At 64.3% G+C, this 26282-nt stretch carries 31 protein-coding genes; 22 read left to right on the forward strand and 9 right to left on the reverse strand.

Annotated features, from left to right (window positions below; all coding sequences use genetic code 11):
- Window positions 1-33 precede the first annotated feature (33 nt).
- The 6 genes from ML401_RS26055 to ML401_RS26080 all read left to right on the forward strand — a co-directional run bounded on the left by ML401_RS26055 (window position 34) and on the right by ML401_RS26080 (window position 4870).
- Window positions 34-1215: an ABC transporter substrate-binding protein gene (locus tag ML401_RS26055; protein ID WP_285807429.1), complete on the forward strand. Its 1182-nt coding sequence runs from the start codon at window positions 34-36 to the stop codon at window positions 1213-1215.
- Window positions 1216-1223: 8 nt separating this feature from the next.
- Window positions 1224-2192, forward strand: coding sequence for a YVTN family beta-propeller repeat protein (locus tag ML401_RS26060; RefSeq protein ID WP_285812747.1), 969 nt, complete (start codon window positions 1224-1226; stop codon window positions 2190-2192).
- The gene (locus tag ML401_RS26065; RefSeq protein ID WP_285807430.1) at window positions 2189-2992 is read left to right on the forward strand and encodes an ABC transporter ATP-binding protein; all 804 of its coding nucleotides are present in this window, start codon (window positions 2189-2191) and stop codon (window positions 2990-2992) included. Before ML401_RS26060 ends, ML401_RS26065 begins: the two co-directional genes overlap by 4 nt.
- Window positions 2989-3837, forward strand: coding sequence for an ABC transporter permease (locus tag ML401_RS26070; RefSeq protein ID WP_211416536.1), 849 nt, complete (start codon window positions 2989-2991; stop codon window positions 3835-3837). Before ML401_RS26065 ends, ML401_RS26070 begins: the two co-directional genes overlap by 4 nt.
- Window positions 3834-4442, forward strand: coding sequence for a hypothetical protein (locus tag ML401_RS26075; RefSeq protein WP_285807431.1), 609 nt, complete (start codon window positions 3834-3836; stop codon window positions 4440-4442). The genes ML401_RS26070 and ML401_RS26075 overlap by 4 nt, the downstream gene beginning before the upstream one ends.
- 128 nt (window positions 4443-4570) lie before the next feature.
- Entirely contained in the window at window positions 4571-4870 is a 300-nt protein-coding gene (locus ML401_RS26080; protein WP_194403565.1) for a copper-binding protein, read from the forward strand.
- 211 nt (window positions 4871-5081) lie between these two features.
- On the opposite strand, the gene ML401_RS26085 is transcribed toward ML401_RS26080, so the two are convergent.
- Together ML401_RS26085 and ML401_RS26090 are read right to left on the reverse strand one after the other, a co-directional pair.
- Entirely contained in the window at window positions 5082-5639 is a 558-nt protein-coding gene (locus ML401_RS26085) for a PQQ-dependent catabolism-associated CXXCW motif protein (RefSeq protein WP_285807432.1), read from the reverse strand.
- The gene (locus ML401_RS26090; protein ID WP_285807433.1) at window positions 5636-6517 is read right to left on the reverse strand and encodes a substrate-binding domain-containing protein; all 882 of its coding nucleotides are present in this window, start codon (window positions 6515-6517) and stop codon (window positions 5636-5638) included. The genes ML401_RS26085 and ML401_RS26090 overlap by 4 nt, the downstream gene beginning before the upstream one ends.
- A gap of 140 nt (window positions 6518-6657) precedes the next feature.
- On the opposite strand from ML401_RS26090, the gene ML401_RS26095 reads away from it, so the two are divergent.
- Both ML401_RS26095 and ML401_RS26100 read left to right on the forward strand, forming a co-directional pair.
- Window positions 6658-7584, forward strand: coding sequence for a quinoprotein relay system zinc metallohydrolase 2 (locus ML401_RS26095; protein ID WP_285807434.1), 927 nt, complete (start codon window positions 6658-6660; stop codon window positions 7582-7584).
- Window positions 7585-7681: 97 nt separating this feature from the next.
- Window positions 7682-8500: a quinoprotein dehydrogenase-associated SoxYZ-like carrier gene (locus tag ML401_RS26100; RefSeq protein ID WP_285807435.1), complete on the forward strand. Its 819-nt coding sequence runs from the start codon at window positions 7682-7684 to the stop codon at window positions 8498-8500.
- A 166-nt stretch (window positions 8501-8666) separates the two neighbouring features.
- On the opposite strand, the gene ML401_RS26105 is transcribed toward ML401_RS26100, so the two are convergent.
- Window positions 8667-9026, reverse strand: coding sequence for a hypothetical protein (locus tag ML401_RS26105; RefSeq protein ID WP_212069206.1), 360 nt, complete (start codon window positions 9024-9026; stop codon window positions 8667-8669).
- An 87-nt stretch (window positions 9027-9113) separates the two neighbouring features.
- On the opposite strand from ML401_RS26105, the gene ML401_RS26110 reads away from it, so the two are divergent.
- Genes ML401_RS26110 through ML401_RS26125 form a run of 4 tightly spaced genes read left to right on the forward strand, consistent with a single transcriptional unit; the run spans window position 9114 to window position 11950 of the window.
- The gene (locus tag ML401_RS26110; protein WP_285807436.1) at window positions 9114-10112 is read left to right on the forward strand and encodes an ABC transporter substrate-binding protein; all 999 of its coding nucleotides are present in this window, start codon (window positions 9114-9116) and stop codon (window positions 10110-10112) included.
- A 1-nt stretch (window position 10113) separates the two neighbouring features.
- Window positions 10114-10851: an ABC transporter permease gene (locus ML401_RS26115; protein WP_194403572.1), complete on the forward strand. Its 738-nt coding sequence runs from the start codon at window positions 10114-10116 to the stop codon at window positions 10849-10851.
- Window positions 10841-11551 carry an ABC transporter ATP-binding protein gene (locus tag ML401_RS26120; protein ID WP_285807437.1) on the forward strand — a complete coding sequence of 237 codons (711 nt, stop codon included), beginning with the start codon at window positions 10841-10843 and terminating at the stop codon, window positions 11549-11551. Before ML401_RS26115 ends, ML401_RS26120 begins: the two co-directional genes overlap by 11 nt.
- Window positions 11552-11596: 45 nt before the next feature.
- Complete coding sequence (locus ML401_RS26125) at window positions 11597-11950, forward strand: hypothetical protein (protein WP_194403574.1); 354 nt, start codon at window positions 11597-11599, stop codon at window positions 11948-11950.
- A gap of 7 nt (window positions 11951-11957) precedes the next feature.
- Here ML401_RS26125 and ML401_RS26130 read toward each other — a convergent pair whose 3' ends face one another.
- From ML401_RS26130 to ML401_RS26150, 5 genes are all read right to left on the reverse strand, one after another.
- Entirely contained in the window at window positions 11958-12167 is a 210-nt protein-coding gene (locus tag ML401_RS26130; protein ID WP_194403575.1) for a hypothetical protein, read from the reverse strand.
- 146 nt (window positions 12168-12313) lie between these two features.
- A complete protein-coding gene (locus ML401_RS26135) occupies window positions 12314-13219 on the reverse strand; it encodes a hypothetical protein (RefSeq protein WP_285807438.1) in 906 nt (301 codons plus the stop codon).
- A 24-nt stretch (window positions 13220-13243) separates the two neighbouring features.
- Window positions 13244-13324: a pyrroloquinoline quinone precursor peptide PqqA gene (pqqA, locus tag ML401_RS26140; protein WP_008562446.1), complete on the reverse strand. Its 81-nt coding sequence runs from the start codon at window positions 13322-13324 to the stop codon at window positions 13244-13246.
- 226 nt (window positions 13325-13550) lie between these two features.
- Window positions 13551-13889, reverse strand: a complete 339-nt coding sequence (locus tag ML401_RS26145) for a hypothetical protein (RefSeq protein ID WP_212069211.1) — start codon at window positions 13887-13889, stop codon at window positions 13551-13553.
- A 140-nt stretch (window positions 13890-14029) separates the two neighbouring features.
- The gene (locus tag ML401_RS26150) at window positions 14030-14422 is read right to left on the reverse strand and encodes an EF-hand domain-containing protein (protein ID WP_211416524.1); all 393 of its coding nucleotides are present in this window, start codon (window positions 14420-14422) and stop codon (window positions 14030-14032) included.
- A gap of 342 nt (window positions 14423-14764) precedes the next feature.
- Here ML401_RS26150 and ML401_RS26155 point away from each other — a divergent pair, with 342 nt between their 5' ends.
- The 5 genes from ML401_RS26155 to ML401_RS26175 all read left to right on the forward strand — a co-directional run bounded on the left by ML401_RS26155 (window position 14765) and on the right by ML401_RS26175 (window position 19463).
- A complete protein-coding gene (locus tag ML401_RS26155) occupies window positions 14765-16429 on the forward strand; it encodes a methanol/ethanol family PQQ-dependent dehydrogenase (RefSeq protein ID WP_194403579.1) in 1665 nt (554 codons plus the stop codon).
- A gap of 11 nt (window positions 16430-16440) precedes the next feature.
- Complete coding sequence (locus ML401_RS26160) at window positions 16441-16797, forward strand: cytochrome c (protein WP_194408407.1); 357 nt, start codon at window positions 16441-16443, stop codon at window positions 16795-16797.
- Entirely contained in the window at window positions 16794-17723 is a 930-nt protein-coding gene (locus ML401_RS26165; RefSeq protein ID WP_285807439.1) for an ABC transporter substrate-binding protein, read from the forward strand. Before ML401_RS26160 ends, ML401_RS26165 begins: the two co-directional genes overlap by 4 nt.
- Before the next feature lie 190 nt (window positions 17724-17913).
- A complete protein-coding gene (locus ML401_RS26170; RefSeq protein ID WP_285807440.1) occupies window positions 17914-18903 on the forward strand; it encodes a tripartite tricarboxylate transporter substrate binding protein in 990 nt (329 codons plus the stop codon).
- Between the two features lie 134 nt (window positions 18904-19037).
- Window positions 19038-19463, forward strand: coding sequence for a hypothetical protein (locus tag ML401_RS26175; RefSeq protein WP_194408408.1), 426 nt, complete (start codon window positions 19038-19040; stop codon window positions 19461-19463).
- A gap of 70 nt (window positions 19464-19533) precedes the next feature.
- Here ML401_RS26175 and ML401_RS26180 read toward each other — a convergent pair whose 3' ends face one another.
- The gene (locus tag ML401_RS26180) at window positions 19534-20502 is read right to left on the reverse strand and encodes a helix-turn-helix domain-containing protein (protein ID WP_194403582.1); all 969 of its coding nucleotides are present in this window, start codon (window positions 20500-20502) and stop codon (window positions 19534-19536) included.
- Between the two features lie 512 nt (window positions 20503-21014).
- Between ML401_RS26180 and xoxF5 the strand changes: the two genes are divergently transcribed.
- The 5 genes from xoxF5 to ML401_RS26205 all read left to right on the forward strand — a co-directional run bounded on the left by xoxF5 (window position 21015) and on the right by ML401_RS26205 (window position 26282).
- A complete protein-coding gene (gene xoxF5 / locus ML401_RS26185; RefSeq protein ID WP_194408409.1) occupies window positions 21015-22820 on the forward strand; it encodes a lanthanide-dependent methanol dehydrogenase XoxF5 in 1806 nt (601 codons plus the stop codon).
- An 80-nt stretch (window positions 22821-22900) separates the two neighbouring features.
- On the forward strand, window positions 22901-23422 hold the full coding sequence (locus ML401_RS26190) for a c-type cytochrome, methanol metabolism-related (protein ID WP_211416521.1): 522 nt from the start codon (window positions 22901-22903) through the stop codon (window positions 23420-23422).
- A gap of 60 nt (window positions 23423-23482) precedes the next feature.
- Complete coding sequence (locus ML401_RS26195) at window positions 23483-24592, forward strand: S-(hydroxymethyl)glutathione dehydrogenase/class III alcohol dehydrogenase (RefSeq protein ID WP_194403583.1); 1110 nt, start codon at window positions 23483-23485, stop codon at window positions 24590-24592.
- Window positions 24593-24624: 32 nt separating this feature from the next.
- Complete coding sequence (gene gfa / locus ML401_RS26200; protein ID WP_194403584.1) at window positions 24625-25188, forward strand: S-(hydroxymethyl)glutathione synthase; 564 nt, start codon at window positions 24625-24627, stop codon at window positions 25186-25188.
- Between the two features lie 641 nt (window positions 25189-25829).
- The gene (locus ML401_RS26205) at window positions 25830-26282 is read left to right on the forward strand and encodes a (2Fe-2S)-binding protein (protein ID WP_194408411.1); all 453 of its coding nucleotides are present in this window, start codon (window positions 25830-25832) and stop codon (window positions 26280-26282) included.

Genomic DNA, 26282 nt, shown 5'->3' on the forward strand with positions numbered 1-26282 from the left:
GCGGTCAAGCGGGAGAGAATACCTGGAGGAAACATGATCCGATGGTTGGCCGGTCTGATCGGCTTTGGCCTTGCTGCGACGAGCGCGCTCGCGGCGGAGCCTGCCCTGATCGGCGTCGGCTATCTCGGTGTCGCTGGGCCCCGATCGACGCTATCCCTGATCGAACTTCCTGCGGAGAATGACGGCGTCGCCGGCGCGCGCCTTGCGATCGAGGACAACAACACCACGGGTAAGTTTCTCAACCAGCGGTTCGCGCTGGAGGAGCGCCGCATTAAGGAGGGCGAAGACCCGGTACAGGCCGCAACCGCGCTTGCCGAAAAGAACAGCTTCATCATCACCGACCTGCCGGCCGATGCGCTCCTGAAAGTCTCGGATGCCCTGCGCGACCGTGGCACGCTTCTGTTCAATGCGGGGGCGATCGACGAGCGGCTGCGCGAAGCCGATTGCCGTGCCAACGTCATCCACACCGCACCGACGCGCGCGATGCTGGCCGATGCGCTCGGGCAGTATCTGGTGTGGAAGAAGTGGTCGCGCTGGCTGCTGCTGGTCGGCTCGCACGACGAGGACAAGCTGTTCGCGGACGCGCTCCGGCGCACCGCCACACGCTTTGGCGCCAAGATCGTGCAGGAGAAGACTTTCGAAGACAAAGGCGGCGCCCGCCGTACCGACAGCGGCGTGACGCTGATCCAGCGCCAGATGCCGGTGTTCACGCAAGGCGCGCCGGCCTATGACGTCCTGGTCGCGGCCGACGAGAGCGAGGTGTTCGGCGCCTACCTGCCCTATCGCACCTGGGATCCGCGGCCTGTCGCCGGCTCGGCCGGCCTCGTGCCGCGCAGCTGGGACGCATCGCAGGACCAGTGGGGCGCGATCCAGATGCAGAACCGCTTCGTCAAGCTGAACTCGCGGCGCATGACGGCCCTCGACATGCAGGCCTGGACCGCGGTGCGCATGATCGGGGAAGCCACCTCGCGCACCAACTCGGGCGACGTCAAGAAGGTCTCGGACTTCATCAAGGGCCCGGACTTCTCGGTCGCGGCCTTCAAGGGCACGCGGCTCACCTTGCGCGACTGGAACCTGCAGCTGCGCCAGCCGATCCTCTTGGTCGACGGCCGCATGGTGGTATCGGTCTCGCCGCAGGAGGGATTTCTGCACCAGGTCTCCGAGCTCGATACGCTCGGCTATGATCGTCCGGAGAGCAAATGCAAGCTGAAGTGAGGACGCGAATGCTGCGCATGGGGCGTGTTGGGCTTCTCGCCGGACTGGCGTTCGCGGCAGCGCCCGCGCACGCCTTCATCGCCTATGTCTCGAATGAGAAGAGCAACACCGTCTCGGTGATCGACACCGACAGCTGGACCGTGGCCAAGACCATCAAGGTCGGGCAGCGCCCGCGCGGCATCGATTTCACGCGTGACGGCAAGTTCGTGATGGTCGCGGTCGGCGACGACGACACCATCCAGGTGATCGATGCCAAGACGCAGAGCGTGGTGGACAGCCTGCCCTCAGGCCCCGATCCGGAATTGTTCGCCCAGGATGCCGCCGGCAAGATCCTCTATGTCGCCAACGAGAACGACAACACGGTGACGGTGATCGACCTCGAGAAGCGCTCCCGGCTCGGCGACATCCAGGTCGGCGTCGAGCCCGAAGGCATGACCATCAGCCCGGACGGCAAGACGCTGATCAATACGTCGGAAACGACCAATATGGCGCATTTCATCGACACCGCGTCGCGCCAGATCGTCGCCAACGTGCTGGTCGACGCCCGGCCGCGCTTTGCCGAGTTCAAACACGACGCTTCCGAAGTGTGGGTGTCCTCCGAGATCGGCGGCACCGTCTCGATCATCGATCCCGGAAAGCACGAGGTGATCGGCAAGGTCACCTTCGAGATCCCGGGCTTGCGGAAAGAAGCGATCCAGCCGGTCGGCATCGGCATGACCAAGGACGACAAGACCGCCTTCGTGGCGCTCGGCCCGGCCAACCGCATCGCCGTGGTCGATGTCGCCTCGCGCAAGGTGACGAAATATCTGCTGGTGGGACAGCGGGTCTGGCACATGGCGTTCACGCCGGACGAAAAATATCTGCTCACCACCAACGGCGTCTCGAACGATGTCTCCGTCATCGACGTCGCCGCGCAAAAGGTGATCAAGACCATTCAAGTGGGCGAGCTGCCCTGGGGCATCACGATCGCGCCATGACCAGCCCAGCTCCGATTCCCGACCCAGGCGAGGTGCCGGGCCCCGATCCGGCCGCGGCGCCGGCGCTCTCGATCGACGGCGTCAGCCATGCCTATGGGCCGCGCCGGGCGTTGATCGACGTCTCCTTCAATGTGCAGCCGGCGAGCTTCACCGCCCTGCTCGGCCTCAACGGCGCCGGCAAGAGCACGCTGTTCTCGCTGATCACGCGCCTGTTCGGCATCCAGTCCGGCCATGTCGGCATTTTCGGCCATGACATCAGCAAGAGCCCGGGCGAGGCGCTACGACTGTTGGGGGTCGTGTTCCAGCCGCGCACGCTCGATCTCGACCTGTCGCTGACGCAGAACCTGCTCTATCACGCCGCACTCCACGGCATCAGCCGCCGCGAGGCCGCCGCGCGCAGCGCCGAGCTGCTCGGCCGCATCGGGCTTTCCGACCGCGCCGGCAGCAAGGTGCGCGACCTCTCGGGCGGGCAGATGCGGCGGCTGGAGATCGCCCGCGCACTGCTGCACCGGCCCCGGCTGCTGTTGCTCGACGAGCCGACGGTCGGCCTCGACGTCAAGGCGCGCGCCGACATCATCAGCCAGGTCCGCCAGCTCGTGACCGAGCAAGGCATCGGCGTGCTCTGGGCGACGCATCTGTTCGACGAGATCATGCCAAGCGACGACCTCGTGGTGCTGCACCAAGGCAAGGTGCTGGCGCAGGGACCGATGAGCTGCGTCATTACCGAAGCCGGCGCGCAGGACGTCAACACCGCCTTCATGCGCCTGACCGGCGCGCAAATGCCGGGAGGCGGCGCATGAGCAGCATCACGACGCGCGAGGTCCCGCGCGGCTTCTCATTTGCCGAGTACATGACGTGTCTCACCGGCATCGTCTGGCGCGAGGGATTGCGCTTCCTGCATCAGCGCGAGCGGTTCGTCTCGGCGCTGGTGCGGCCGCTGGTGTGGCTGTTCATCTTCGCTGCCGGCTTCCGCCAGGTGCTCGGCATCTCCATCATCCCGCCCTACGAGACCTACATCCTCTACGAGGTCTATATCGCGCCCGGGCTGATGGCGATGATCCAGCTCTTCAACGGCATGCAATCCTCGCTGTCGATGGTCTACGACCGCGAGATGGGCAACATGCGCACGCTGCTTGTGAGCCCGCTGCCGCGCGGCTTCCTGCTGTTCTGCAAGCTGCTGGCGGGCACCGCAGTATCGTTGCTCCAGGTCTATGCCTTCCTGCTGATCGCCTGGTTCTGGGACATCACCCCGCCATCCTCGGGCTATCTCACCGTGCTGCCGGCGCTGATCCTGTCCGGGCTGATGCTGGGCTCGCTCGGCATGCTGATCTCCTCCGGCATCAAGCAGCTGGAAAATTTCGCCGGCGTGATGAACTTCGTCATCTTCCCGATGTTCTTCGCCTCCTCCGCGCTCTACCCGCTTTGGCGGGTGCAGGAGGGCAGTCCCTATCTGTACTATCTCTGCGAGGTCAATCCGTTCACCCATGCGGTCGAGCTGATCCGTTTTGCACTCTACGGGCAGATCAACTGGATCTCGCTGGCGGTGGTAGCAAGCTGCACAATCGTCTTCATGATCGGCGCGATTTGGGCCTATGATCCCTCGCGCGGGCTGGCGCGACGGGGGCCTGCAGGAGGCGAAGGATGAAGGTTCTGGCGATGGCTGTCCTGGTGCTCGCGCTGTCGGGTACGGCGTTGCGCGCGGCCGATCCGCGCTACCCCAACTGGCCCTGCACGCAGGCCAAGGTGCCGGAGATCTCGCTCGCCGCCGTCTGGGCCGGTCCTGCGCTCGACGATGCCGAGACCAAATGGAAGAACGACACGAAAATCACCGCGCTGGTCGCCAAACTGTCGGCGCGCAAGACGCCGATCGACGAGGCTGAGAAATCGGTGAAGGACTTTCTGGCCGCCTCCTCCACCGACAAGGCCAGCAACGCAAAGCTGCTGTTCGCCGGCCTGTTCGATACGCTCAACGCCCAGCGTTCGCAGGTCATGAACGGGCTCGAACGCGTCAGCCGCAAGCAGCGCGAGGCCGCCGAGAAGATCCGCGAGGAGGCTATCCAGCTCCAGGCCCTGCAGGGCGCCACGCCGCGTGACGAAGCCAAGGTCGAGGCGCTCGGCAATGAGCTGATCTGGAAGACCCGCATTTTCGAAGACCGTAACAAGGTGGTGCGGTTCGTCTGCGAGGTTCCCACCACGATCGACCAGCGCCTGTTCGCGCTCGGTCGCGTGATCCAGCAGGAAATGGAATAGCGTCGGCCTTGCCAGGCTGCCTCCGGGTTCCCGGAGCGGCCTGGTTAACCTTTGCCCTGCTATCTGCCGGAACCAAATCGATCTAGGATGGCTTGTCGAAGTGAACTCCAAGACGTCGGGAGGCCTCGATGGGAACCACGCGATTCATCTATGCGGGCGCTGCGGCCCTCAGCATGCTCGCAACCAGCGCTTTTGCTGACGACATGACCGGCATGGTCATGCGGATTGACCGGCTCAACGGCACGATCTCGATCCAGCAGACCCAGAAGGGCACGGTCGGCGCCAGCACCGGGAGTGCCGGTGCGTTGCAGGAGTACAAGACCAAGGACGCTGCGATGCTGGACGCCGTTCATGCCGGCGACAGGGTGAACTATTCTGCCACCGACAATAACGGCACCGGCACGCTGACGAAGTTGCAGAAGCAGTAAGTATTGGGCGTCCGCCTCGCCGCTTTTGTCCCGCCAGAATGCGTCTCTCTCCTTGTGCCCCGGACGCGGTGCAGCACCCTTCAGCGTTGCACCGCAGAGCCGGGGCCCATGTCGCAGACGAACTCGCGGCTTCTGGGTCCCGGCTCTGCGCCGCAACGCTCACGCGTTACGGCTTGTCCGGGACACGGCGTAGCGTGGCCAATCAAGTCGTTCACTGCTCCGGCCGCGGCGCCGGCTGCGCCTCCTCGGTCGGCAGCTTGGCGCGCTCCCAGCCGTCGGTGCCGTCGGGGTACCAGGCGATGTTGGAATAGCCATAGGCCAGCGCCCGCTTGGCGGCGTTCCAGGACATCCAGCAATCGGCAAGGCAATAGATCACGATCAGCGCGGCCTTGTCGCCGCCCGAAACACGCGCGAGCCCGCGCTGGAGATAATCATCCATGGCCGGCGGCAAGGAGCCGTAGCCGGTGTCAGGCAGCCAGATGCTGCCAGGAATGTTCCTTCGCGGCGCATCGCGCCACACCGTGCCTTCCGGAAGGTTCTTCGGCTTCGGCGGCCTCGGCAGCACGTCGATGAACGCACCACTCTTCGCGCGCCAGATCGTCTCGGCTTCCGCCGTGGTGAGCACGCGCGCGCCGGCCAGCGTCGCCGGCACCGGCGCGCGGTAATTGTCGGCGCGATAACCCGCGGGCTCGAACGGCTCCTGCTGCTGCGCGAACGACGGCGCCGCCAACGCGGCGACGACGAGCGCAGTGGCAAGAAGCCGTCTCATGGCGACTTCTTGGCCGTCTCCGCATTGAGCGACCGATCGCTCTCGTCGAGCAGCGGGACGCCGAAATCGATCAGGATCTTGTTGATCTCGCCCTGGTTCTCCTGGATCAGCTTGTTGAGCTGCCGCTTCCAGTTCTGGTCGGCGGGACGCACGCCCATGCCGATGCGATAGACCAGCTTCGGCCCCGTGGTTTCCTTCACCAGCGGTGTGACATGAAGCGAGCCGACTTTCTTCGCGTAGTAGCCGGCCATCGGTCCCCACAGCACGCCGGCGTCGATCTTGCCGGCGGCGAGGTCGTCGATCATGGCTTGCGCCGAATTGTCGTAGCGCGTGTCGATCATCAGCGGATAGGGCTTTGCATTGCTCATCAGCCCGGCAATGGCCATGTTGGTCGCGGGCGGCGTTCCGGCGACGATGCCGACATGCTTGCCCTTCAACTTCGGATCCTCGAGCGTGTCGACGTCCTCGAGCCCGCTGCCGGCCTTGGCGACCAGTGCATAGGTCGTGCGGTAATAGGGATTGGTGCCCTGCACGACGTCATCGCCCTGCGGAAAGCCCATGATGACGTCGCAGCGATGCGCGCCCAGCGTCATCCGCACGAAGCCGGTGGCCTGCGGGAAGAAGACATAGTCGAGCTTCTTCTTGAGCTTGTCGGCAAAGAATTCGGCGAGCTTGTTCTCGAACCCCTCGCCCTTTTCGTTCGAGAACGGCAGATTGCGCGGATCGGCACAGACGCGCAGCACGTTCGGGTCGACCAGTTCGAACGAGAGGTCGCCGCTGTCATTGGTCTGCGCCACGGCGACATCGCCGAGCGCGCAGGACGCAACCAGGACCCACATTGAAAATAACCAGCGACGATGTCGTCCGGCCTCCGTCATCCTGCTTCCTCCTCGTTTTGTTTGAATGCTATCCATGCAACGCATGACGCACCATGTCTTGCAGGAAATTGTCGCCAAACTTTGCTGGCTTCGTTTTGTTGCAGTGCAATGCGGTCAATCCTTTGAACTGAGGCGGAAAAGTGTCTCGCATCACTCGAGTGATCGCAGCCTTGTCCCTGCTGGGGATCGCAACGCTAGCACGGGCCGGGACGGCCGAATTGCCTGTGAGCGAAGTCGCAACCGGAATCTTCGTACACGCCGGGACCATCGCCCTGATGACCCGCGAGAACGAGGGCGACATCGCCAATGTCGGCTTCATCGTGGGCGACGATGCCGTGGCCGTCATCGACACCGGCGGCAGCTTGCGTGAAGGCGAGGCCCTGCTGGCCGCCGTGCGGGCCCGCACGCCCAAGCCGATCCGCTATGTCATCAACACCCATGGCCACCCCGACCATGTCTTCGGCAACGCGGCCTTTGTGGCCGGAGACACTGTTTTCGTCGGCCACAGCAAGCTGCCCCAGGCGCTCGCGACGCGCGGGCCCTATTATCTCGACAATTTTCGCCGGATCATGGGCAGCGAGTTGATCGATCCCGTGAAGATCATTGCTCCGACCCTCCTGGTTTCGGACACGATGACGCTTGATCTCGGATCGCGTCGCCTGTCCCTGCGCGCCTGGCGGACCGGGCACAGCGACAGCGACGTGAGCGTATACGACGAGACGACCAAGACCTTGTTCGCGGGCGACCTCGTTTTTCTGCGCCACATTCCGGTCATGGACGGCAGCATCCGCGGCTGGCTCGACACATTGAAGGAATTGCAGACCATTCCGGCGCAACGCGTCGTTCCCGGTCACGGACCCGTGAGCGACTGGCCTGCCGCGCTGACCGATGAACGGCGTTACCTGTCAACGCTGCTGTCCGACGTGCGCGTGCTGAACAAGAACGGCGAGCCGATCCGGGCCGCCGCCGACAAGGCAGCTGCCGAGGAACGGCCGCGCTGGGAGCTGTTCGGCGATTACAACGCCCGGAACGCAACTGCAGCATTCTCGGAAATTGAATGGGAGTAGCGGGCGCGCTAACATGTGCGGGAGATCAGCTTCGCTGACTCCGAGATCAGCTTCGCTGACTCCGAGATCAGCTTCGCTGACTCAGAGGACCACGACCATGACCCGATGGACACGCCGCCTGCCCCTGATCGCCGCACTGCTCGGCATCGCCGTCGCCGTGCCCGCGCAGGCTGAAGAGGCCTACGATCCGTGGCCAGGTCTGGTGCAGGACATCTTCAACAGCCGGCCCATGAATGACGGCAGCGCCGTCATCGGCATCGAGATGCCCTATCGCGCGGAGGACGCTGCGATCGTGCCGGTGACCTTGCGCAGCAAGCTGTCGCCCGCAGACAGCCGCCGGATCCGTTCGATCACGCTCGTGATCGACCGTAACCCCGCGCCAATGGCCGCGAAGTTCGAGCTCGGGCCCGATGCCAATGTTACCGAGATCTCGACGCGCGTGCGCGTCAACAATTACACCGACGTCCACGCGGTGGCCGAGCTCAGCGATGGGCAGCTCTATGTCTCGAAGGTCTATGTGAAGGCCTCGGGCGGCTGCTCGGCGCCGGCAGGCAAGAACGCCGAGGAGGCGCAAAACCGGCTAGGCCAGATGCGCTATCGGCAGTTCGCGCGCGAGGAGGCGCCGGCGAGCCGCATCCGCGAAGCGCAGATCATGATCGGCCATCCCAACAATTCCGGCCTGCAGATGGACCAGGTCACGCAGCTCTATATTCCCGCCTTCTTTGTCAACCAGCTGAAGCTGACGCAGGACGGCAGCCCCGTGCTGTCGATGGAAGGGGGCATCTCGATCTCGGAAGATCCCAATCTGCGCTTCACCTACGTCTCCAACGGCGCCAAGCGTTTCCGCGCGGAAGCCAAGGACACGGAGGGACACGTCTTCCGCAACGAGTGGGATGTGGAGAAGCCGGGGACTTAGGTCGTGACGCTTGCTCTGATTCCCTCTCCCCTTGCGGGAGAGGGTGGATCGCCGCGCAGCGGCGAGACGGGTGAGGGGTATCTCTCCACACATGAGTTCGCGGAGAGATCCCCCTCATCCGTCGCTTCGCGCCACCTTCTCCCACAAGGGGAGAAGGAAGAAATCTTCAAAAACACCTCACCTCGGCTTCCGCCTGCGCGCGCCGCAAATCATTCACCGCCGTGTTCGCCTGCTCCGAGGTGCGGAACTGGACGCCGAGATTGCCGCGCACCTGCGACATGCTGAGCGCGGTCTCCGCGGTAACATAGCGCTCATAGGGGACGATCGAGGCCACCACGTCGATCGAGCAGGAGCATTGCTCGATCGACTGCCGGCTCTCGCCATTGGCCTTCATGCAGCCATAGACGTACTCCGCGCGCGCCGCCGTCGGATAATCGTTGGCTTCCTCGGCCCGCGCGACGCACGCGCTCGCCGCCAGCACCGTCAATACGGCGACAATCGGTCGTAGCTGTCCGGCCAGTTTCATGCGCATCCTCCCGCGGGTTGCGAGCAAAGCTATGCTATGCGTATTGTCCTGAAAAGCACTCTGTCAGAGGAAACGGCTCACAAGGCGATGAGAGCACTTGGTGTGATATGGGCACTTGGTCGAACATTGGCGCTCGCGACGACGCTGATGCTGACACTGGCCGCACCCGGCCGCGCCGCGGAGACAATCCGCCTCGCGGTGCAGAAAACCGGGACATTCTCCTGGGAGCTGGCCGCGATCCGCGCGAGCGGGCTCGACAAGGAGGCGGACCTCGCGCTGGAGGTCACCGAGCTCGCGAGCACCGAGGCCGGCAAGATCGCGATGCGCGCGGGCAGCGCCGACATCATCCTGTCGGACTGGCTGTGGGTGTCGCGCGAACGGGCGCTCGGCGCCAAGCTCACCTTCTATCCCTACTCCAGTGCGCTCGGCGCCGTGATGGTGCCGGCATCGTCGCCGATCAAGACCCTTGCCGATTTGAAGGGCCGCAAGCTCGCCGTCGCGGGCGGAGCGATCGACAAGAGCTGGCTGCTGCTTCAGGCGCGCATGAAGCAGGACGGCATCGACCTGAAGTCGGAGGCGACCATCGCCTATGGCGCCCCGCCTTTGATCGCCGCCAAGGCACTCGACGGCGAGATGGAGGCGAGCCTGAACTTCTGGAATTTCTGTGCCCAGCTCGAAGCCAAGGGTTTCAGGCGCCTCGCCGGCATCGAAGAGATCCTGCCGAAGCTGGGCGCCAAGGGCGCCGTCTCCGCGGTCGGTTACGTCTTCGACGAAAGCTGGGCGGCAAGCCACAAGGACGCCGTGGCGCGCTTCATCGCCATGACCCGCAAGGCCAAGCAATTGCTGGTCACCTCGGATGCGGCGTGGGACAAGATCGCCCCGCTCACCGGCACCAGCGATGTCACCTTGCTCAAGACCTATCGCGAGCGCTATCGCGACGGCATTCCGCGCCGGAGCATCGCTGAAGAGGAACAGGACGCGCGCGTGCTGTATCGCGTGCTGGCCGAGACCGGTGGCCGCGACCTCGTCGGCCCCGCCGCCGAGCTCGATCCCGGCACGTTCTATCACGCCGTGCCTGGAGACTGAGGTGCTGCGCCTTCTCTCGTTCGCCCTCTTCCTCGTGACCTGGTGGATTGCCGCGCTGTTCGTCGGAGGCGCGAAGCTGCCCTCCCCGCCGGCCGTGCTCGAGGTGATGATCGCGGAAGCATCGACCGGCGCGCTGTTCCTGCATCTCGGCGCCACGCTGGCGCGCGTCACGCTCGCCTTCGTGCTGGCGATGTCGCTCGGCAGCGCCATCGGCTACCTCATGGGACGAGTCAGGCTCGCCGACCGGCTCGGCGATCCCTGGCTGATCCTGCTGCTCAATTTGCCCGCGCTGGTCGTGATCGTGCTGGCCTATATCTGGGCGGGTCTCACCGAGGCCGCCGCGATCGCGGCGATCGCCATCAACAAGCTGCCGACCGCGGTCGTCACCTTGCGCGAGGGCACCCGCGCGCTCGACCGCTCGCTCGACGAGATGGCGAGCGTGTTCGCGATGCCGCGCTGGCGCGCGTTCCGGCATGTGGTGCTGCCGCAGCTTGCGCCCTATATCGCGGCCGCCGCCCGCTCCGGACTGTCGCTGGTGTGGAAGATCGTGCTGGTCGCCGAACTGCTCGGACGTCCGAACGGCGTCGGTTTCGAGATCGGCGTCGCCTTCCAGCTGTTCGACACGCCGCGGCTGCTGGCCTATTCGCTGACATTCGCCGCGGTGGTGCTCGTGATCGAAACCTTGCTGGTGCAGCCGTTCGAAGCCCGCGCAACACGGTGGCGGCCCCGTGCGGCTTGAAGTCGACATCACAGGCAAGACATTCAGGAGTGCCGCGGGCGGGAGCCACGAGGTGCTCGCGCCGCTCAAATTCGCGCTTTGCCCCGGCGAGGTCGGCGTGCTGATCGGCCCCTCCGGCTGCGGCAAGAGCACGATGCTGCGCATCATCCTCGGTCTCGACGGCGAGTTCACCGGCCATGTCGCCCGTCCGCCGCAGGCGCGGATCGGCATGGTGTTCCAGGAGCCGCGGCTGTTGCCGTGGCGTTCGGTCGAGCAGAATGTGCGGCTGGCTGCTCCTGATGTGACCGAGGAGAAGCTGTCGGAGCTGTTCAGGTTTCTGGAGCTGGACGCGCATCGCAGCCACTTTCCCGGCGAGTTGTCGCTCGGTCTTGCCCGGCGCGTTGCGCTGGCCCGCGCTTTCGCCGTCGAACCTGATCTGCTGGTGCTCGACGAGCCCCTCGCCTCGCTCGACGACGCGCTCGCCGGCCGCCTGCGCGATGAGATCGCGACCCTGGTGGCCAGCCGCCCGATGATGACGCTGCTCGTCACCCACAGCCTCGACGATGCGATCCGGCTCGGCGACCGCCTGTTCTTTTTGTCGCCGCGGCCTGCGCGTATCGTGCAGGAAGTGCCGATCGCCATTCCGCGCGCGATGCGCAGCGAAGCCGATCTGGTGAGGATCAGGGCCGAGCTGGCGGCCTTGCCGCTTGAAGCGAAATGAACACTCGTGGTCAACTGGATCAATTCGTCGAGGGAGGGCTCACCAATGCGGCGTAGGCTGATTGCGATCGGCATCCTCTTGGTCGCGGTGCCGGGCGCGGCACTGGCGCAGGCCAAGGGCAAGGGCATCAGGCTCTGGAACCTGACGACGGAGACGATCTCCGGCTTTCAGCTTTCACCCGCCGGCAAGACCGACTGGGGCCCGAACCAGTGCTTGAACGACAAGGACAAGGAGGTCGACCACGACGAGCGGCTGCGCATCAGCGGCGTCGAGCCCGGCCGCTACGACGCCAAGGTCGGCTATCCCAACGGTCGGCAATGCGTGGTCCGCGACATCGAGATCAGGGCGGACGCGGTGTTCTCGATTGCCGACAAGGATCTGAAGGACTGCACCAAGTAGCGACGGCCTAGGCCTTGTCGTTCGGGTGCGGATATTCGCAGCGCCAGCGCACGGCCTGCCACTTCGGATGCTCACCGACCCATTGCGCGATATAGGGCGGCGCGGCCATCGCGCATTGCCGCGGCGACCCACCGTAGTTGAACATCAGATGCTGCTCCTCGCAGGTCGCAGGCGAGAGGACCGCACACACGGTTACCACCAGGTCAATCGGGTTCATGCCGGAATCCTCTGGCAGGGGACGATGGAGATTTAGCACGAAAAGATACGCTCGACGGAGGGGGAAGTTTCAACTTGCCAGGGGAATGGGCGGGATCTGCAGGAGGAAGGCTTGGATCCCGTTCCCGTTGTAGGCGGGGGAAAGACCTAAAAGTTCACCCCGAATACCATCCGGGCCTGGTGGCGCTCGAAATTGACGAGGTCGAGATTGCCGCCCGATCCGGCCGGGCGGCCCCAGGCCTGCATGCTCCAGCTCAAGGTCAGCCGTGAGCGCTCGGACAGCTGGACATAGGCGGTCGGGCCGACGAACAGGGCCTGGCCCGAGAGCTCGCCGAGTCCGATGCCTTCATATTGCCGGAAGTAGCGCAGCTCCCCGCCGAGCAGCACGTTGGGCCGCACGCGCACCAGGCCGGCCAACGCCGCCCCGATCGTCGAACTCTTCTCGGATGTGCCCGCCACCTCGAAGCGCGCCCATTCCGGCTGATAGATCAAATTGAGGGCGCCGATGGCGAAGTTCGGAATGAGCTCGCGGTCGAAGGCCAGCGTGTACTCGGTGCCGTACATCCGCCCTTTTGCGCCGCTGGTCTCGTCGATGCGGTCGCCATGAAGCTCGGCGGCGACGGTGAGGCCGAACGGCGCGCGCTCGCGGTCGAGCAGGCGATAACGCAGGTCGAGCGAAGCTCCCTGGAAGTTGAATTGGCGGCGGTCGTCGATGTCGGGGACGCCGGTGATGTCGTGCAGGCTGGCGGTGGCTCCGACCTCGATGCGGAAGTTCGGCACCGGCACGATCTCGATCTCGACCTCTTTCTCCAGCGCGCGATAGGTCCCTGCGCCCTTGCCGAAGCGGCCCGTGGTCTGGGTCTGGAATTCGCGCTCGCCGGGATTGCCGACATCGGTGCCGATCATGAAGCCGAAGATGTGCTCGGTATCGAAGCCCTCTTCGGCGCCGGCGCCTGCGGGCAGAAGCGCGACCGTGCAGGCAGCAATGGTCCAGAAGCTGTTGGCTCTCGCGCGCATTCCCGACACTACCACGGCTTCGACGGCGTTTGCCATCGAAGCCGCGGCAGGTCGTCAGTCTTACTTGCGCGAAGCGCAGGCGTACATGTTGATTTCCATGCCGACCGGCACTTCCACGATCTTCGGAGCTTTCCAAGCCATTCGGGGTCTCCCCAAGTATTGAGCGCGACATCGCGCGGCGCAAAACCTAGGGCTGCGTCAGATGCAGTTCAAGCCTCGATTCGTCTGGCGAGCGCGTCTGTGTCGATTCTTCGCGGCTGCATTTCTCTCTCGGGCAAAGCCAGTTCTCTCTTGGTCAAACACGACCTGCGAGACGCTCCTTGTGCGACGCACCGCGCGTCGAATCGACACCAACGCCACCGCGCCGTCAGCAACCCTTGTCGGCCATTGCCGTGCCGTTCGGCTTGGCACCTTCGGCTCGCTGAGCGGCCGTCGGCTGGCTCTGCATCTGTCGCTGCGCATCTTCGGACGACGCCGGCGTTTCGCCGCTCGCACGATTCATCGTGCTGGTCGGCGGATGCTGGCTGGAGTCGCCGGCTGAACCGGACGCGTGCGATTGCGCCGAGCCCACGGTGACCGGACCAGAACCGGCATCCTTGTCAGTGCTGGCGCTGCCCGTGTTGCACGGGCCGGCGATGGCAACGCCGGCGCTCAAGGTCAGGATCGCGCAGGCTGCAAGAACGGAACGTTTCGTGTTCATCTGCATCTCCTCTTCTCCCGCCGCGTTGCCCCGGCGCCGGGCAGGACATCGCGAAGAGAACAGGCCGAGCTGCCCGATGTTCCGAGTGTCGGAGCGGAAATGCTCGCAGAATGCCACCCTCGTCACGTCTGTTCCGATTGCACCGCTCACCGCAACAATCGCAACAGCGCGCGGCCGGCGCGCGAGTTGAGCTCCTTCGCATCCAGCGTTCCGTCCTTGTCGGGATTGGCCGCATTGAAACGCTGCTCGACCACGGACAGATATTCGTCGAGCGTCAGCGTGCCGTCGCGGTCGGGATCGGCGGCTGCGAGTTCTTTCGCCGAAAGACGTCCGCGCAATTCGCGCGCATCGAGCGTGCCGTCATGATCCGGATCGAGCTTTGCGAACAATGCCGCTCCCGCCTTCTTCACCTCGGCAAGATCGAGCGTGCCGTCATTGTCGGTATCGAACAATTTGACCGCATTGCCGGAGGCCGACCACGCCGGGCCGGACAACAATGCAATCGTGAGCGCAAGTGCAACTGAGCGACGCGAAATCATCAAGACCTCCCAGACGAAGAGCCCTGGTTCGGGCGGGATAAAACGACATAAGTCCACAAGAGGCCGCCGGTTCAAGTCCGAAATTGCAACTTGCGCGCGCGACAACCGGGGGAACCAGACCCTCGCCCCTCGACGATCCACGTCCGGAGCTGCCTCGCGGCGCGGAATTTTTTCAGCGTCTCCGCGCAATTTGACGCGGCTGCGTCAGGTTTCCCTAAGGTGACCATCGCCGGGGTTCAACGATATCGGCACGACACGTGCGACTTTCGTATTGACGCGTTTTGGTTTCCGACGGAGTGTTGCTCCCGCAGCGTCAAAAGGCGCGCATATTGGGAGGAACGGATGAAACGCTTTGCGATGGCCGCGAGCCTCGTCATGCTTGCATCGACTTGTGCAAGCGCACAGACCACCGAGCAGCTGGTCAAGGGCGCGACTGATACATCGAACGTTCTCAATTACGGGATGGGCTACAATCTGCAGCGCTTCTCGACCCTGAACCAGATCAACAAGGACAGCGTCAAGAACCTTGTCCCGGTCTGGAATTACTCCTTCAACGACGATCGCAGCGAGGAATCGCAGCCGCTGGTGTACCAGGGCGTAATCTACGTGACCTCGCACAATGCGACCATGGCGGTCGACGCCAAGACCGGCAAGCAGATCTGGAAAACCAAGGTCGAATATCCCGCCGAGACGCCGCGCATCGTCTGCTGCGGCATCATCAACCGCGGCGCGGCGCTGTATGACGGCAAGGTTTTCCGCACCACGCTCGATGCCAACGTGATCGCGCTCGACGCCAAGAACGGCAAGGAGCTGTGGCGGCAGAAGGCGGCCGACATCAAGGAAGGCTATTCGATGACGGTGGCTCCGCTGGTTGCCGACGGCGTCGTCATCACCGGCATCTCCGGCGCCGAATTCGGCACACGCGGCTTCATCGACGGCTGGGATCCGGCGACAGGCAAGCATCTCTGGCGTACCCATTCGATCCCCTCACCGGACGAGCCCGGCGGTGACACCTGGAAGGGCGACACCTGGAAGCTCGGCGGTGGCTCGACCTGGATCACGGGGTCTTACGACCCCGAGCTGAACACGGTGTATTGGGGCATCGGCAATCCCGGACCGTTCAATTCGGCGGTGCGTCCCGGCGACAATCTCTACACCTGCTCCGTGCTGGCGATGGATCCCAAGACCGGCAAGATCAAGTGGCACTACCAGTTCTCGCCGAACAATCCGTTCGACTATGACAGCGTGGCCGAGATGGTCCTCGCCGACATGAACGTCGAGGGCAAGCCGACCAAGGTGCTGATGGATGCCAACCGCAACGGCTTTTTCTACGTGCTCGACCGTACCAACGGCAAATTGCTCGCGGCCAACCCTTACGTGAAGGTGAACTGGGCGACCGGCGTCGACATGAAGACCGGCAAGCCGATCGAGACCGACGTTGCCAAGGATGCGCGCGAGGGCAAGAAGGTGACCGTCTATCCGTCCATCCTCGGCGGCAAGAACTGGGAGCCGATGTCGTTCAATCCGCAGACCGGATTGGCCTACGCCAACACGCTCAACTTCGGCGGCAAGTACAAGGCCGAGCCCGTCACCTTCAAGCAGGGTGAATGGTATCTCGGCATGGACCTGACCGATCCCTGGCAGTTCGACGATGGCCCGCGCGGTCATCTCAAAGCGATCGACCCCATGACCGGCAAGTCGAAATGGGAAGCGCCGAGCGACATTCCGCGCTTTTCGGGCGTGCTGTCGACCGCCGGCGGCGTCGTGTTCTCGGGCCAGCTGACCGGCGAGTTCGAGGCCTTCGACGCCGACACCGGCAAGAAGCTCTGGCAATTCCAGACCGGGTCCGGCATCGAGGGCCAGCCGGTGACCTGGCAGCAGGATGGCGTGCAATATGTCGCGGTGACATCAGGCTATGGCGGCGTCTACTCGCTGTTCTCCGGCGACGAGCGACTTGCCAAGGTGCCGCCCGGCGGCTCGCTGTGGGTCTTCGCGGTCAAGCAGTAATCCGCGGCATGATGCTGAGAGAAATGTCACACGAGACGGCGGCGGTCTTCGCCGCCGCCTTGGTGCTGACGGTCGCGCTTGCGGCGACCGTTCGCGCCTCCGACGAGCCGACCGGCAATCCCATGCAGGCGCAGATCGACCACGGCAAGTCGACCTATGCCGAGAAATGCTCGCACTGCCACGGCCCAAACCTGATGAACTCCGGCACCATCACGCCGGACCTGCGCGTCTTCCCCGACGACAAGACACGCTTCGTCACCACGGTGAAGAACGGCAAGAACAACAGGATGCCGCCCTGGGGCGACATTCTCAGCGACGACCAGATCGGCGACCTCTGGGCCTTCATCTCCAGCCGGAGGAAGCCATGAGGGGCTGGCGGGCTGCGTGGAGCGTCGCGGCGCTTCTTTCGGCGATGGCATCGGTCGCGCTCGCGGCCGACGATCCCCTGAGGATCTGCCTCGACGAGGACCGGCCGCCGCTCTCGGCGCACCACCGCGGCAAGCCGGACGCCGGCTTCGACGTGCTGCTGGCGCAGGCGGTGGCGGAGCGGCTCGGACGAACGCTGACGATCCAGTGGTTCGAGAGCAAGCTGGACGAGGATTCGAGCCCCCAGCTCGAGGCCAACGCATTGCTCTCGGACGGGCGCTGCTCGCTCGTCGGCGGCTACGCGCTGACGCAGGATTCGCTCGTCGTCCCCGGGATGAAGACGGCGCGCCTGCCCGACTTCGCCGGGGCCACACGCGACGATCGGCGGCGCCGCGTCGCGCTCGGCGTGCTCGCGCCGAGTCTGCCTTACGTTTATTCGCCGATGACGGTGGTGCTGGGGCCGAAGGCAGGCGGCCGCAAGATCAGCGACATCGGCGATCTCGCCGGGCTTCGCCTGGTCATCGAAAGCGGCTCGCTCGGCGATGCCATCCTGATGACCTTCGACAAAGGGCGGCTGATCGACAGCATCACCCATCTCGTCCCCGGTCGCGACGATCTGCTCGGCGCGCTCCAGCGCGGCGACCATGACGCGACGCTGATCGACCTCGCGCGCTTCGACGCCCATCGCGCCGCGCACCCCGATACGGCGCTCACGGCGTCCGGCTATTATTATCCGATCGGCGCCAATCGCGGCTATGTCGGGCTTGCCGGCGATGGCGCGCTGATCGAGGCCGTCAACAAGGCGCTGAGCGCCCTCGCGGCCGAAGGCAGGATCGCCGAATTCGGCAGGCAGGCCGGCCTCACCTATCTGCCGCCGCGCGAGCCCGCCATCCTGGGCGACGTCTGGACCAAGATCATCCAGCGGTAGGCTCTCGTATCCCGGACGCGGTGCGGCACGCCGTGCCGCGCGGCTGAAGGAACGCTGCGCCGCGTCCGGTGCACGAACTCTGCTCCCGCATCCCAGACCGACGCCGTAGCGAATGCGCCAATCTGTCTCGCCTGACGCCCATGGCAGCGCCGGCCTGGTGCAGTACCCTGCCCGGAACCGGGAGAGAATCATGTCCAAGAAAATCGATCGCCGCCACTTCATCGCCGCCGGAGCCGGCGCCTTCGCGATGCCTTTCGTCTCGCGCAGCGCCTCGGCACAAGGCACTTGGCCGTCGCGGCAGATTCGCATGATTTGCAGCTATCCCGCCGGCGGGCAGACCGACCTGCTCGCGCGCGCCTACGGCGAATTCATCTCCAAGCAGGTCAGCAAGACCGTGGTCGTCGAGAACAAGCCCGGCGCGTCCGGCGCGATCGGCACGGCGGAGGTCGCCCGCGCCGAGCCCGACGGCCACACCATGCTGTGCTCGATCTCGACCACTTACATCATGAACCGCGTGGTGATGAAGAATCCCGGCTACGACATGGACAAGGACCTGACGCTCGTCAGCGTCATTCCCGGCGCCGGCCTGTTGCTGGTGGCCAATCCGAAGACCGGGGTCAAGACGCTGGAGGATTTCGTCGCCTTCGCGCGCAAGAGCGGCAAGGTGAACTTCGGCACCTACAGCGCGGGCTCCGCCCCGCACATGACGGTCAACGAGCTCAACAAGCAGTACGGCCTCAACATCGAGCCGATCCATTACCGCGGCGAAGCGCCGATGTGGACCGGGATGCTCGAAGGCACGCTCGATGTCGCGATGGGAAGCTACACGGCGGCACAATCGGTCCTGCAAAGCGACCGCGGCACAGTGTTCGCGGTGCATTCGAAGAAGGTCGACGCGATCCCCGCCGTCAAGACCCTCCCGGAGCAGGGCGCAACCTCGAAATTCTTCACCGTCAGCGGCTTTTCGGGTTGGGCCGTGCCCAAGGCAACGCCGCAAGCCGTCATCGACCGCCTGGCGGAGCTCTGCGTCGCGGCCAACAACGATCCGAAAGTGAAAGAGGTACTCGCCACCTTCGTGCTCGAGCCCGCCATCGGCTTCAAGGAGACCAACGAACTGTATCAGCGCGAACTGCCGGTCTGGATCGAGAGCGCGAAATCACTCGGCCTCGAACCGGCCTGAGCCCCAAGGCCCGCGCGCCGGCCGTCCTGCCGGGCCGGCTTCCGACCAAAGCCTAGTGCCGGAAGCGCAATTTCACGTTATGATTGTGCGCCACCGCCGCAAGCCCCCAGGGGCGGACAATTAGGGCCGATCGCATGACACCGGATGCAGTCGCCGTCGCCGTTATGGTCATCCTGCTCTTTCCGATGGGCTATTTCACGCTGGCATCGCCCGCCTTCCTGCTGGTGAAGCTCGATATAAGGCCGGTCGCGCTGTTGCTGCGCGGAATGTTCAACGCCCATTTTCTGGTGATGCGCGTTGCCGGAATCGTCGCGACGCTGGCTTTGCTGCTCGACGGCCGCCCGCTCGCCGCGATCGGCGTCGGCCTGCTTGCAGCTCTTGCGATTGGCGGACGCCGCTGGTTCATGCAGCGGATGGACGAGCAGCTCAACGCCGGCGAAGCCGGCGATACCGATGCCGCGGGTCGGCTGCGGCGGCTGCATTGGAGTGGAATGCTCTGCAACGCCGTGTTGCTTGCCGCCCTGCTCGTCAGCATTCCCTACATTGCGGCATCGGCGTAACCGGCATTTGATCGCCGGAACGGTGTGGTCGCCGGAGCGGCGTGATCGCCAGGGCGACTGCGGCGGCCGCCTAATGCTCGCCCGAACTCGCGACGCCCTGCTGCGCCTTGTGGATCGAGGATGGCACCACGCCAAAGTATTTCCGGAATACCCGGCTGAAATGCGATGAGCTGGAGAAGCCCCAGGAGAACGCGACGTCGGTGATGGTCTTACCGGCGTGAGCCTCGAGCTCCTGGCGGCAGTTCTGCAAGCGCGCCTGCCAGATGTAGTCGCTCACCGTGGTGCCGCGTTCCGAGAACAACATGTGCAGATAGCGCTTGGAGCAGCCGAGCTCGGCGGAGATCTGGTCGATGCACAGATCCGGATCGCGCAGGTGCTCGCGGATGAAGAACTGCGCGCGCACATACATCGCTTCGGGCCCGACCCGGTCGAACATCGTGTCGGCTTCGCGCAGCGGCAGCAGCAGCAGGTCGATCAGCGAATCGGCGACGCCGACCGCGCTGTTCGCCGACAGCTTTGCCGCTTCGTCGAAGGTCGCGTGGACGAAATCGTGGGCGATCCGCCCCGTGCCTGTCTTCGCCGACAGCTTACATGCGGGCATCCGCTGCGACGGGAATCCGCGGTCTCGCAGCAGCGCCTTCGGCACGATCACCACGTCGTGACGGGTGAAGGCCGGGCTGATGATCGAATGCGGACAGGAGACGTCATAGGCGATGATGTCGCCGGGGTTGATCTCGATGTGGCGGCCTTCTTGTTCAAAATAGGACACGCCGTAGGTCTGGAAGTGAATCTTGATGTAGGGGTGCTCATTGGCCTTGGCGCGCGCCAGCGTGTGCGCAAGGCGATGCTGGCTCACCTCGATCTGACAGAGCTTGAGGCGCGAGACGCTCGTGTAGTCGATGCGACCTTCGAGCGACGAGGCCTCCAGCGGATCGACGTCGAAATGCCCACACAGGCTCGTCAGCCCGTCGATCCAGCTCTGGATCTGGCGCTTCGGCGTCATGCCGGTCGTCGAGAGCGTGTGAATGGTGTCGGACATTAATCCAGCCACTGGTTGATCCGGAATTCGACGCGAATCGCGACCAGCGCTGCCGGAGCCCTCGGCCGTAATTGCGTGACGTTTACCTCGAATTTGAGCGGTCTTTTGGCACGAGCGCCATCGTTCCAGTGCCACCCTTGAAAGTTAATCCTCCGCCTTAGTTGCAGCGCCGTCAAGGGGAACCTGAGCGTTGAGAGGGGCCGCGATGCCGCGCGGAAGCCGCTGAATTCGCTACTGCAAAATCAAATTCTTTTCCGCCGTGCGCTGTCGAGCAAACCGGCTTCTCTCTTGGGCAAGTTTCCCGGTGACGAAGTCGTTAGGGATTGCGGCAGGAACAACAAGAACGGGCCGCTCCTGCACGTGGACCCGTGGCTCTCATCAGGAGGAGGAAACAGCACAGCATCGTTTCTGGTCCCAATCGTGACCGCCCTGCACGAGCAGACGCCGGACGAGAAGCCCGGTGAATCGATATTGCTACGGAAACAATAAACGAGACCAACGGAGGAATGACTATGCGCAAGGTGCTACTGGCGACCTTTCTCGGCTCAGCGGCGGCGCTCGCCGTCGGGAGCGCCTCAGCCAATGATGAAGTGCTCAAGATGTCGCAGAACCCGAAAGACTGGGTGATGCCGACCGGCGATTACGCCAATACCCGCTATTCCAAGCTCAACCAGATCAACGCACAAAACGTAGGCAAGCTCCAGGTGGCCTGGACCTTCTCGACGGGCGTGCTGCGCGGCCACGAAGGCGGCCCGCTGATCATCGGCAACATGATGTACGTCCACACGCCCTTCCCGAACAAGGTCTACGCCATTGACCTTTCGCAGGAGAACAAGATCGTCTGGAAGTACGAGCCGAAGCAGGACCCGAACGTCATCCCGGTGATGTGCTGCGACACGGTTAACCGCGGTCTTGCCTATGGCGACGGCAAGATCTTCCTGCATCAGGCCGACACCACCCTCGTCGCGCTCGATGTCAAGACCGGTCAGGTCGCATGGACCGCCAAGAACGGCGATCCCAGCAAGGGCGAGACCGGCACCTCGGCCCCGATGGTCATCAAGGACAAGGTGATGATCGGCATCTCGGGCGGCGAGTTCGGCGTGCAGGCCCATATGTCGGCCTACGACATCAAGACCGGCAAGCTGGCCTGGCGCGGCTATTCGGAAGGACCGGACGACCAGATCCTGGTCGACGCGGAGAAGACCACCGCGCTCGGCAAGCCGGTCGGCAAGGATTCGAGCCTCAAGACCTGGCAAGGCGATCAGTGGAAGATCGGCGGCGGCGCGACCTGGGGCTGGATCTCCTACGATCCCGAGCTGAACCTGCTCTATTACGGCTCGGGCAACCCCTCGACCTGGAATCCGAAGCAGCGTCCCGGCGACAACAAATGGTCGATGACGATCTGGGCGCGCAACCCGGACACCGGCCAGGCCAAGTGGGTCTATCAAATGACGCCCCACGACGAGTGGGACTATGACGGCGTCAACGAGATGATCCTCTCGGATCAGTCGATCAACGGCCAGCCGCGCAAGCTGCTGACGCACTTCGATCGTAACGGCCTCGGCTATACGCTCGACCGCGCCACCGGTGAGCTGCTGGTCGCCGAAAAGTACGATCCGAAGGTGAACTGGACCTCCGGCGTCGACATGGACAAGAACTCGCCGACCTATGGTCGTCCGAAGGTGCTCGACGCAGCCTCGACCGACAAGGCGGGCGAGGACCACAACGTGAAGGGCATCTGCCCGGCCGCGCTCGGCACGAAGGACGAGCAGCCGGCAGCCTACTCGCCGGACACGCAGCTGTTCTACGTTCCGACCAACCACGTCTGCATGGACTACGAGCCGTTCAAGGTGAGCTACACCGCGGGCCAGCCCTATGTGGGTGCGACGCTCTCGATGTATCCGCCGCAGGGTGAAAGCCACATGGGCAACTTCATCGCCTGGGACGGCAAGACCGGCAAGATCGTCTGGTCGAACAAGGAGCAGTTCTCGGTCTGGTCGGGTGCGCTCGCAACCGCCGGCGGCGTGGTGTTCTACGGCACGCTCGAAGGCTACCTGAAGGCGGTCGACGCCAAGACCGGCAAGGAGCTCTACAAGTTCAAGACTCCCTCCGGCATCATCGGCAACGTCACCACCTATGAGAACGGCGGCAAGCAATACGTCGCAGTGCTCTCCGGCGTCGGCGGCTGGGCCGGCATCGGTCTGGCGGCCGGTCTGACCGATCCGACCGCAGGTCTCGGCGCAGTCGGTGGCTACGCAGCCCTCAGCAACTACACGGCACTCGGCGGCACGCTGACCGTGTTCTCGCTGCCGAACTAGGCCCATCATCATCGCTCCGGCGCGTGGATCAACTCCACGCGCCGGCTCGTCTCCCCCGGGCTCCTTCGAGGATAAATCTCTTGCGTAAAATCTGCTCTGTCATTGCTGCGACGATCTTGGTTGCGTCCGGAGGAATTGCGTTCGCGGACGGTCCGGGCGACCCGACCGCCGTGAAGAAGGAAGACGACGGAAAGTGGCTCGATAAAGAGGGAACACCGACCTACAAGATTTCGGCGGACGGCACCGTGGACTGGTTCACCTATTCCGGATACCGCCGCTATCACTCCGACTGCCACGTCTGCCACGGGCCCGACGGCATGGGCTCCACCTACGCGCCGGCGCTCAAGGATTCCGTGAAGTCGATGAGCTATGGCGACTTCCTCGGCGTGGTCGCCTCCGGTCGCAAGAACGTCTCGACCGCGCAGGAGAACGTCATGCCGGCCTTCGGCGATAACCCGAACGTCGCCTGCTACATGGACGATCTGTACGTCTATCTGCGCGCCCGCTCCACTGAAGCGTGGGGCCGGCAGCGCCCCTCCAAGAAGGAGGAGAAGACAGAGGCCTACACCAAGGCGGAAGACGCCTGCATGGGCAAGAAGTGAACGCTACTGGGATTGCCGAGACGACCTCTTGGCGCCCGATGAGAATCTGAGGAGTTTACGATGAAGACACGTGCCGCCGTCGCTTTCGAGGCCAAGAAGCCGCTCGAGATCGTCGAGCTCGATCTGGAAGGTCCGAAGGCCGGCGAAGTCCTGGTCGAGATCAAGGCGACGGGCATCTGCCATACCGACGCCTATACGCTCGACGGCTTCGACAGCGAGGGAATTTTCCCGTCGATCCTGGGACACGAGGGCGCGGGCATCATCCGCGAGATCGGCCCCGGCGTGAGCTCGGTGAAGCCGGGTGACCACGTCATCCCGCTCTACACGCCGGAATGCCGGCAGTGCAAAAGCTGCCTCAGCCGGAAGACCAATCTCTGCACCGCGATTCGCGCGACGCAGGGCAAGGGCGTGATGCCCGACGGCACCAGCCGCTTCTCCTACAAGGGCAAGCCGGTCTACCACTACATGGGCTGCTCGACCTTCTCGAACTTCACCGTGCTGCCGGAGATCGCGGTCGCCAAGATCCGCGAGGATGCGCCCTTCGACAAGAGCTGCTACATCGGCTGCGGCGTCACGACCGGCGTCGGCGCCGTCGTCAACACCGCGAAAGTCGAGCCCGGCTCCAACGTGGTCGTGTTCGGCCTCGGCGGCATCGGCCTCAACGTGATCCAGGGCGCCAAGATGGCCGGCGCCGACAAGATCATCGGCGTCGACATCAACGATGCCAAGGAGGATTGGGGCCGCAGGTTCGGCATGACCGAATTCGTCAATCCCAAGAAGGTCACCGGCGACATCGTCCAGCATCTCGTCGGCCTCACCGACGGCGGCGCCGACTACACCTTCGATTGCACCGGCAACACCACGGTGATGCGCCAGGCGCTGGAAGCCTGTCATCGCGGCTGGGGCACCTCGATCATCATCGGCGTTGCCGAGTCCGGCAAGGAGATCGCCACCCGCCCGTTCCAGCTCGTCACCGGGCGCAACTGGCGCGGCACCGCCTTCGGCGGCGCGCGCGGCCGCACCGACGTGCCGAAGATCGTCGACTGGTACATGAACGGAAAGATCCAGATCGATCCGATGATCACCCACGTGCTCAAGCTCGAGGAGATCAACAAGGGCTTTGACCTCATGCACGAGGGCAAATCCATCCGTTCAGTCGTCGTGTTCTAGCTCGAAACCGTCACCCCAAGGAGGATCGACCCATGACTGTTGCACTCCATCCCTCGATCGACAACGGCCTCAAACAGGGCAGCGGCAGCTTTGCCGGCGGCACGCTCGTCTGCAAATGCAGCGATCATCCGGTCAAGGTCGGCATCAAGGGCGACGTCGCCCACAATCATGCCTGTGGCTGCACCAAATGCTGGAAGCCGCAGGGCGCGAACTTCTCGGTCGTTGCCGTGGTTCCGCGCCAGAACGTCACCGTGCTCGAGAACGGCGACAAGCTCCAGATCGTCGATCCTTCCGCAGTGATCCAGCGCCACGCCTGCAAGGCCTGCGGCACTCACATGTACGGCCGGATCGAGAACAAGGGCCACCCGTTCTACGGTCTCGATTTCGTCCATCCCGAGCTGTTCCAGGAGCAGGGCTCGCAAGCGCCGCAATTCGCCGCCTTCGTCTCCTCCGTGATCGAATCCGGCGTGAAGCCGGAGCAGATGGCGGGCATTCGTTCGCGGCTGAAGGAAATCGGGCTCGAGCCCTATGATTGCCTGTCGCCGGCCCTGATGGACGCGATCGCGACCCACGTCGCCAAAGCCAAGGCCGCCTAGCAAGGCCCCCTGAGCTGGCCAGGCCACTGAGCTTCGGCCAGACCTCCCCGTGCTCGCTGGCGTCGACCTCCGCCAGCGAGCCGGATCGGTCCGCGCTTCAGGACCAATGCGGCGATGCCGCCGCCTCTGCAACCGACGCGTCGACGAGGGTGACGAGCTCCCTCAGTCCTGGTCTCTGAATGACTGCGCAGCGCCGCCAACTTCCCTCTCGAAGTTCCGGCCCCTGCGTTTCTCCCTCCCTCGACTGAGGCATCCTGCTTCGTCCGTGCAGTCTTTCTGGCGGACGAAGCCTTTTTCATCGCAGCCCGGTTTGCGAACGCGACTCCACGCAGCGCGCTGACGCGCCCTGCTTTTGACAAACCATCGATGCAGACTTTTCCCCGTGAGAACACTCGGCTGTGAACGCCGAGCAGGCGCGATCCCGTTACGATCGCGCCGTCACGATGCCGCGCGAATACAATCAATCAAGAACAAAGAACGGGAGGTATCGAACACATCCGATCAACGAGATTCGCCTTCCTGCCCGCTGCCGGGATCTGCCCGTGCAGGAGCGTGGGCCGGGATGCGACGCAACTGGCACTGCGCCGACAGGCGTCGGCGCGTTTTGAATTTGGCATGCTTATGAAGAGCGAGGGATGATCATGATCAAGGTGAAGATCAACGGCCAGGAACAGAGCTGGGACGGCGACCCGGATCTCCCGCTACTCTGGTTCCTGCGTGACGAGGCCGGGCTGACCGGCACCAAGTTCGGCTGCGGCCAGGCCCTGTGCGGCTCCTGCACCGTCATCGTCGACAAGGAGGCGGTGCGCTCCTGCATCACGTCGATCAACGACGTTGCCGGACGCGAGGTCACCACGATCGAGGGGCTGCATCCGAACGGCGACCATCCGGTGCAAAAGGCTTGGCGCCAGGTCAACGTGCCGCAATGCGGCTTCTGCCAGGCCGGCCAGATCATGCAGGCCGCCGCACTTCTGATGGACAACCCCAAGCCCTCGCACGACCAGATCCGCCAGGCGATGTCCGGCAACATCTGCCGGTGCGGCTGCTACCAGCGCATCGAGAACGCGGTCCATCTCGCATCGACGGGAGTGTGA

The organism is Bradyrhizobium sp. 62B, assembly GCF_030272265.2.
GTDB lineage: Bacteria > Pseudomonadota > Alphaproteobacteria > Rhizobiales > Xanthobacteraceae > Bradyrhizobium.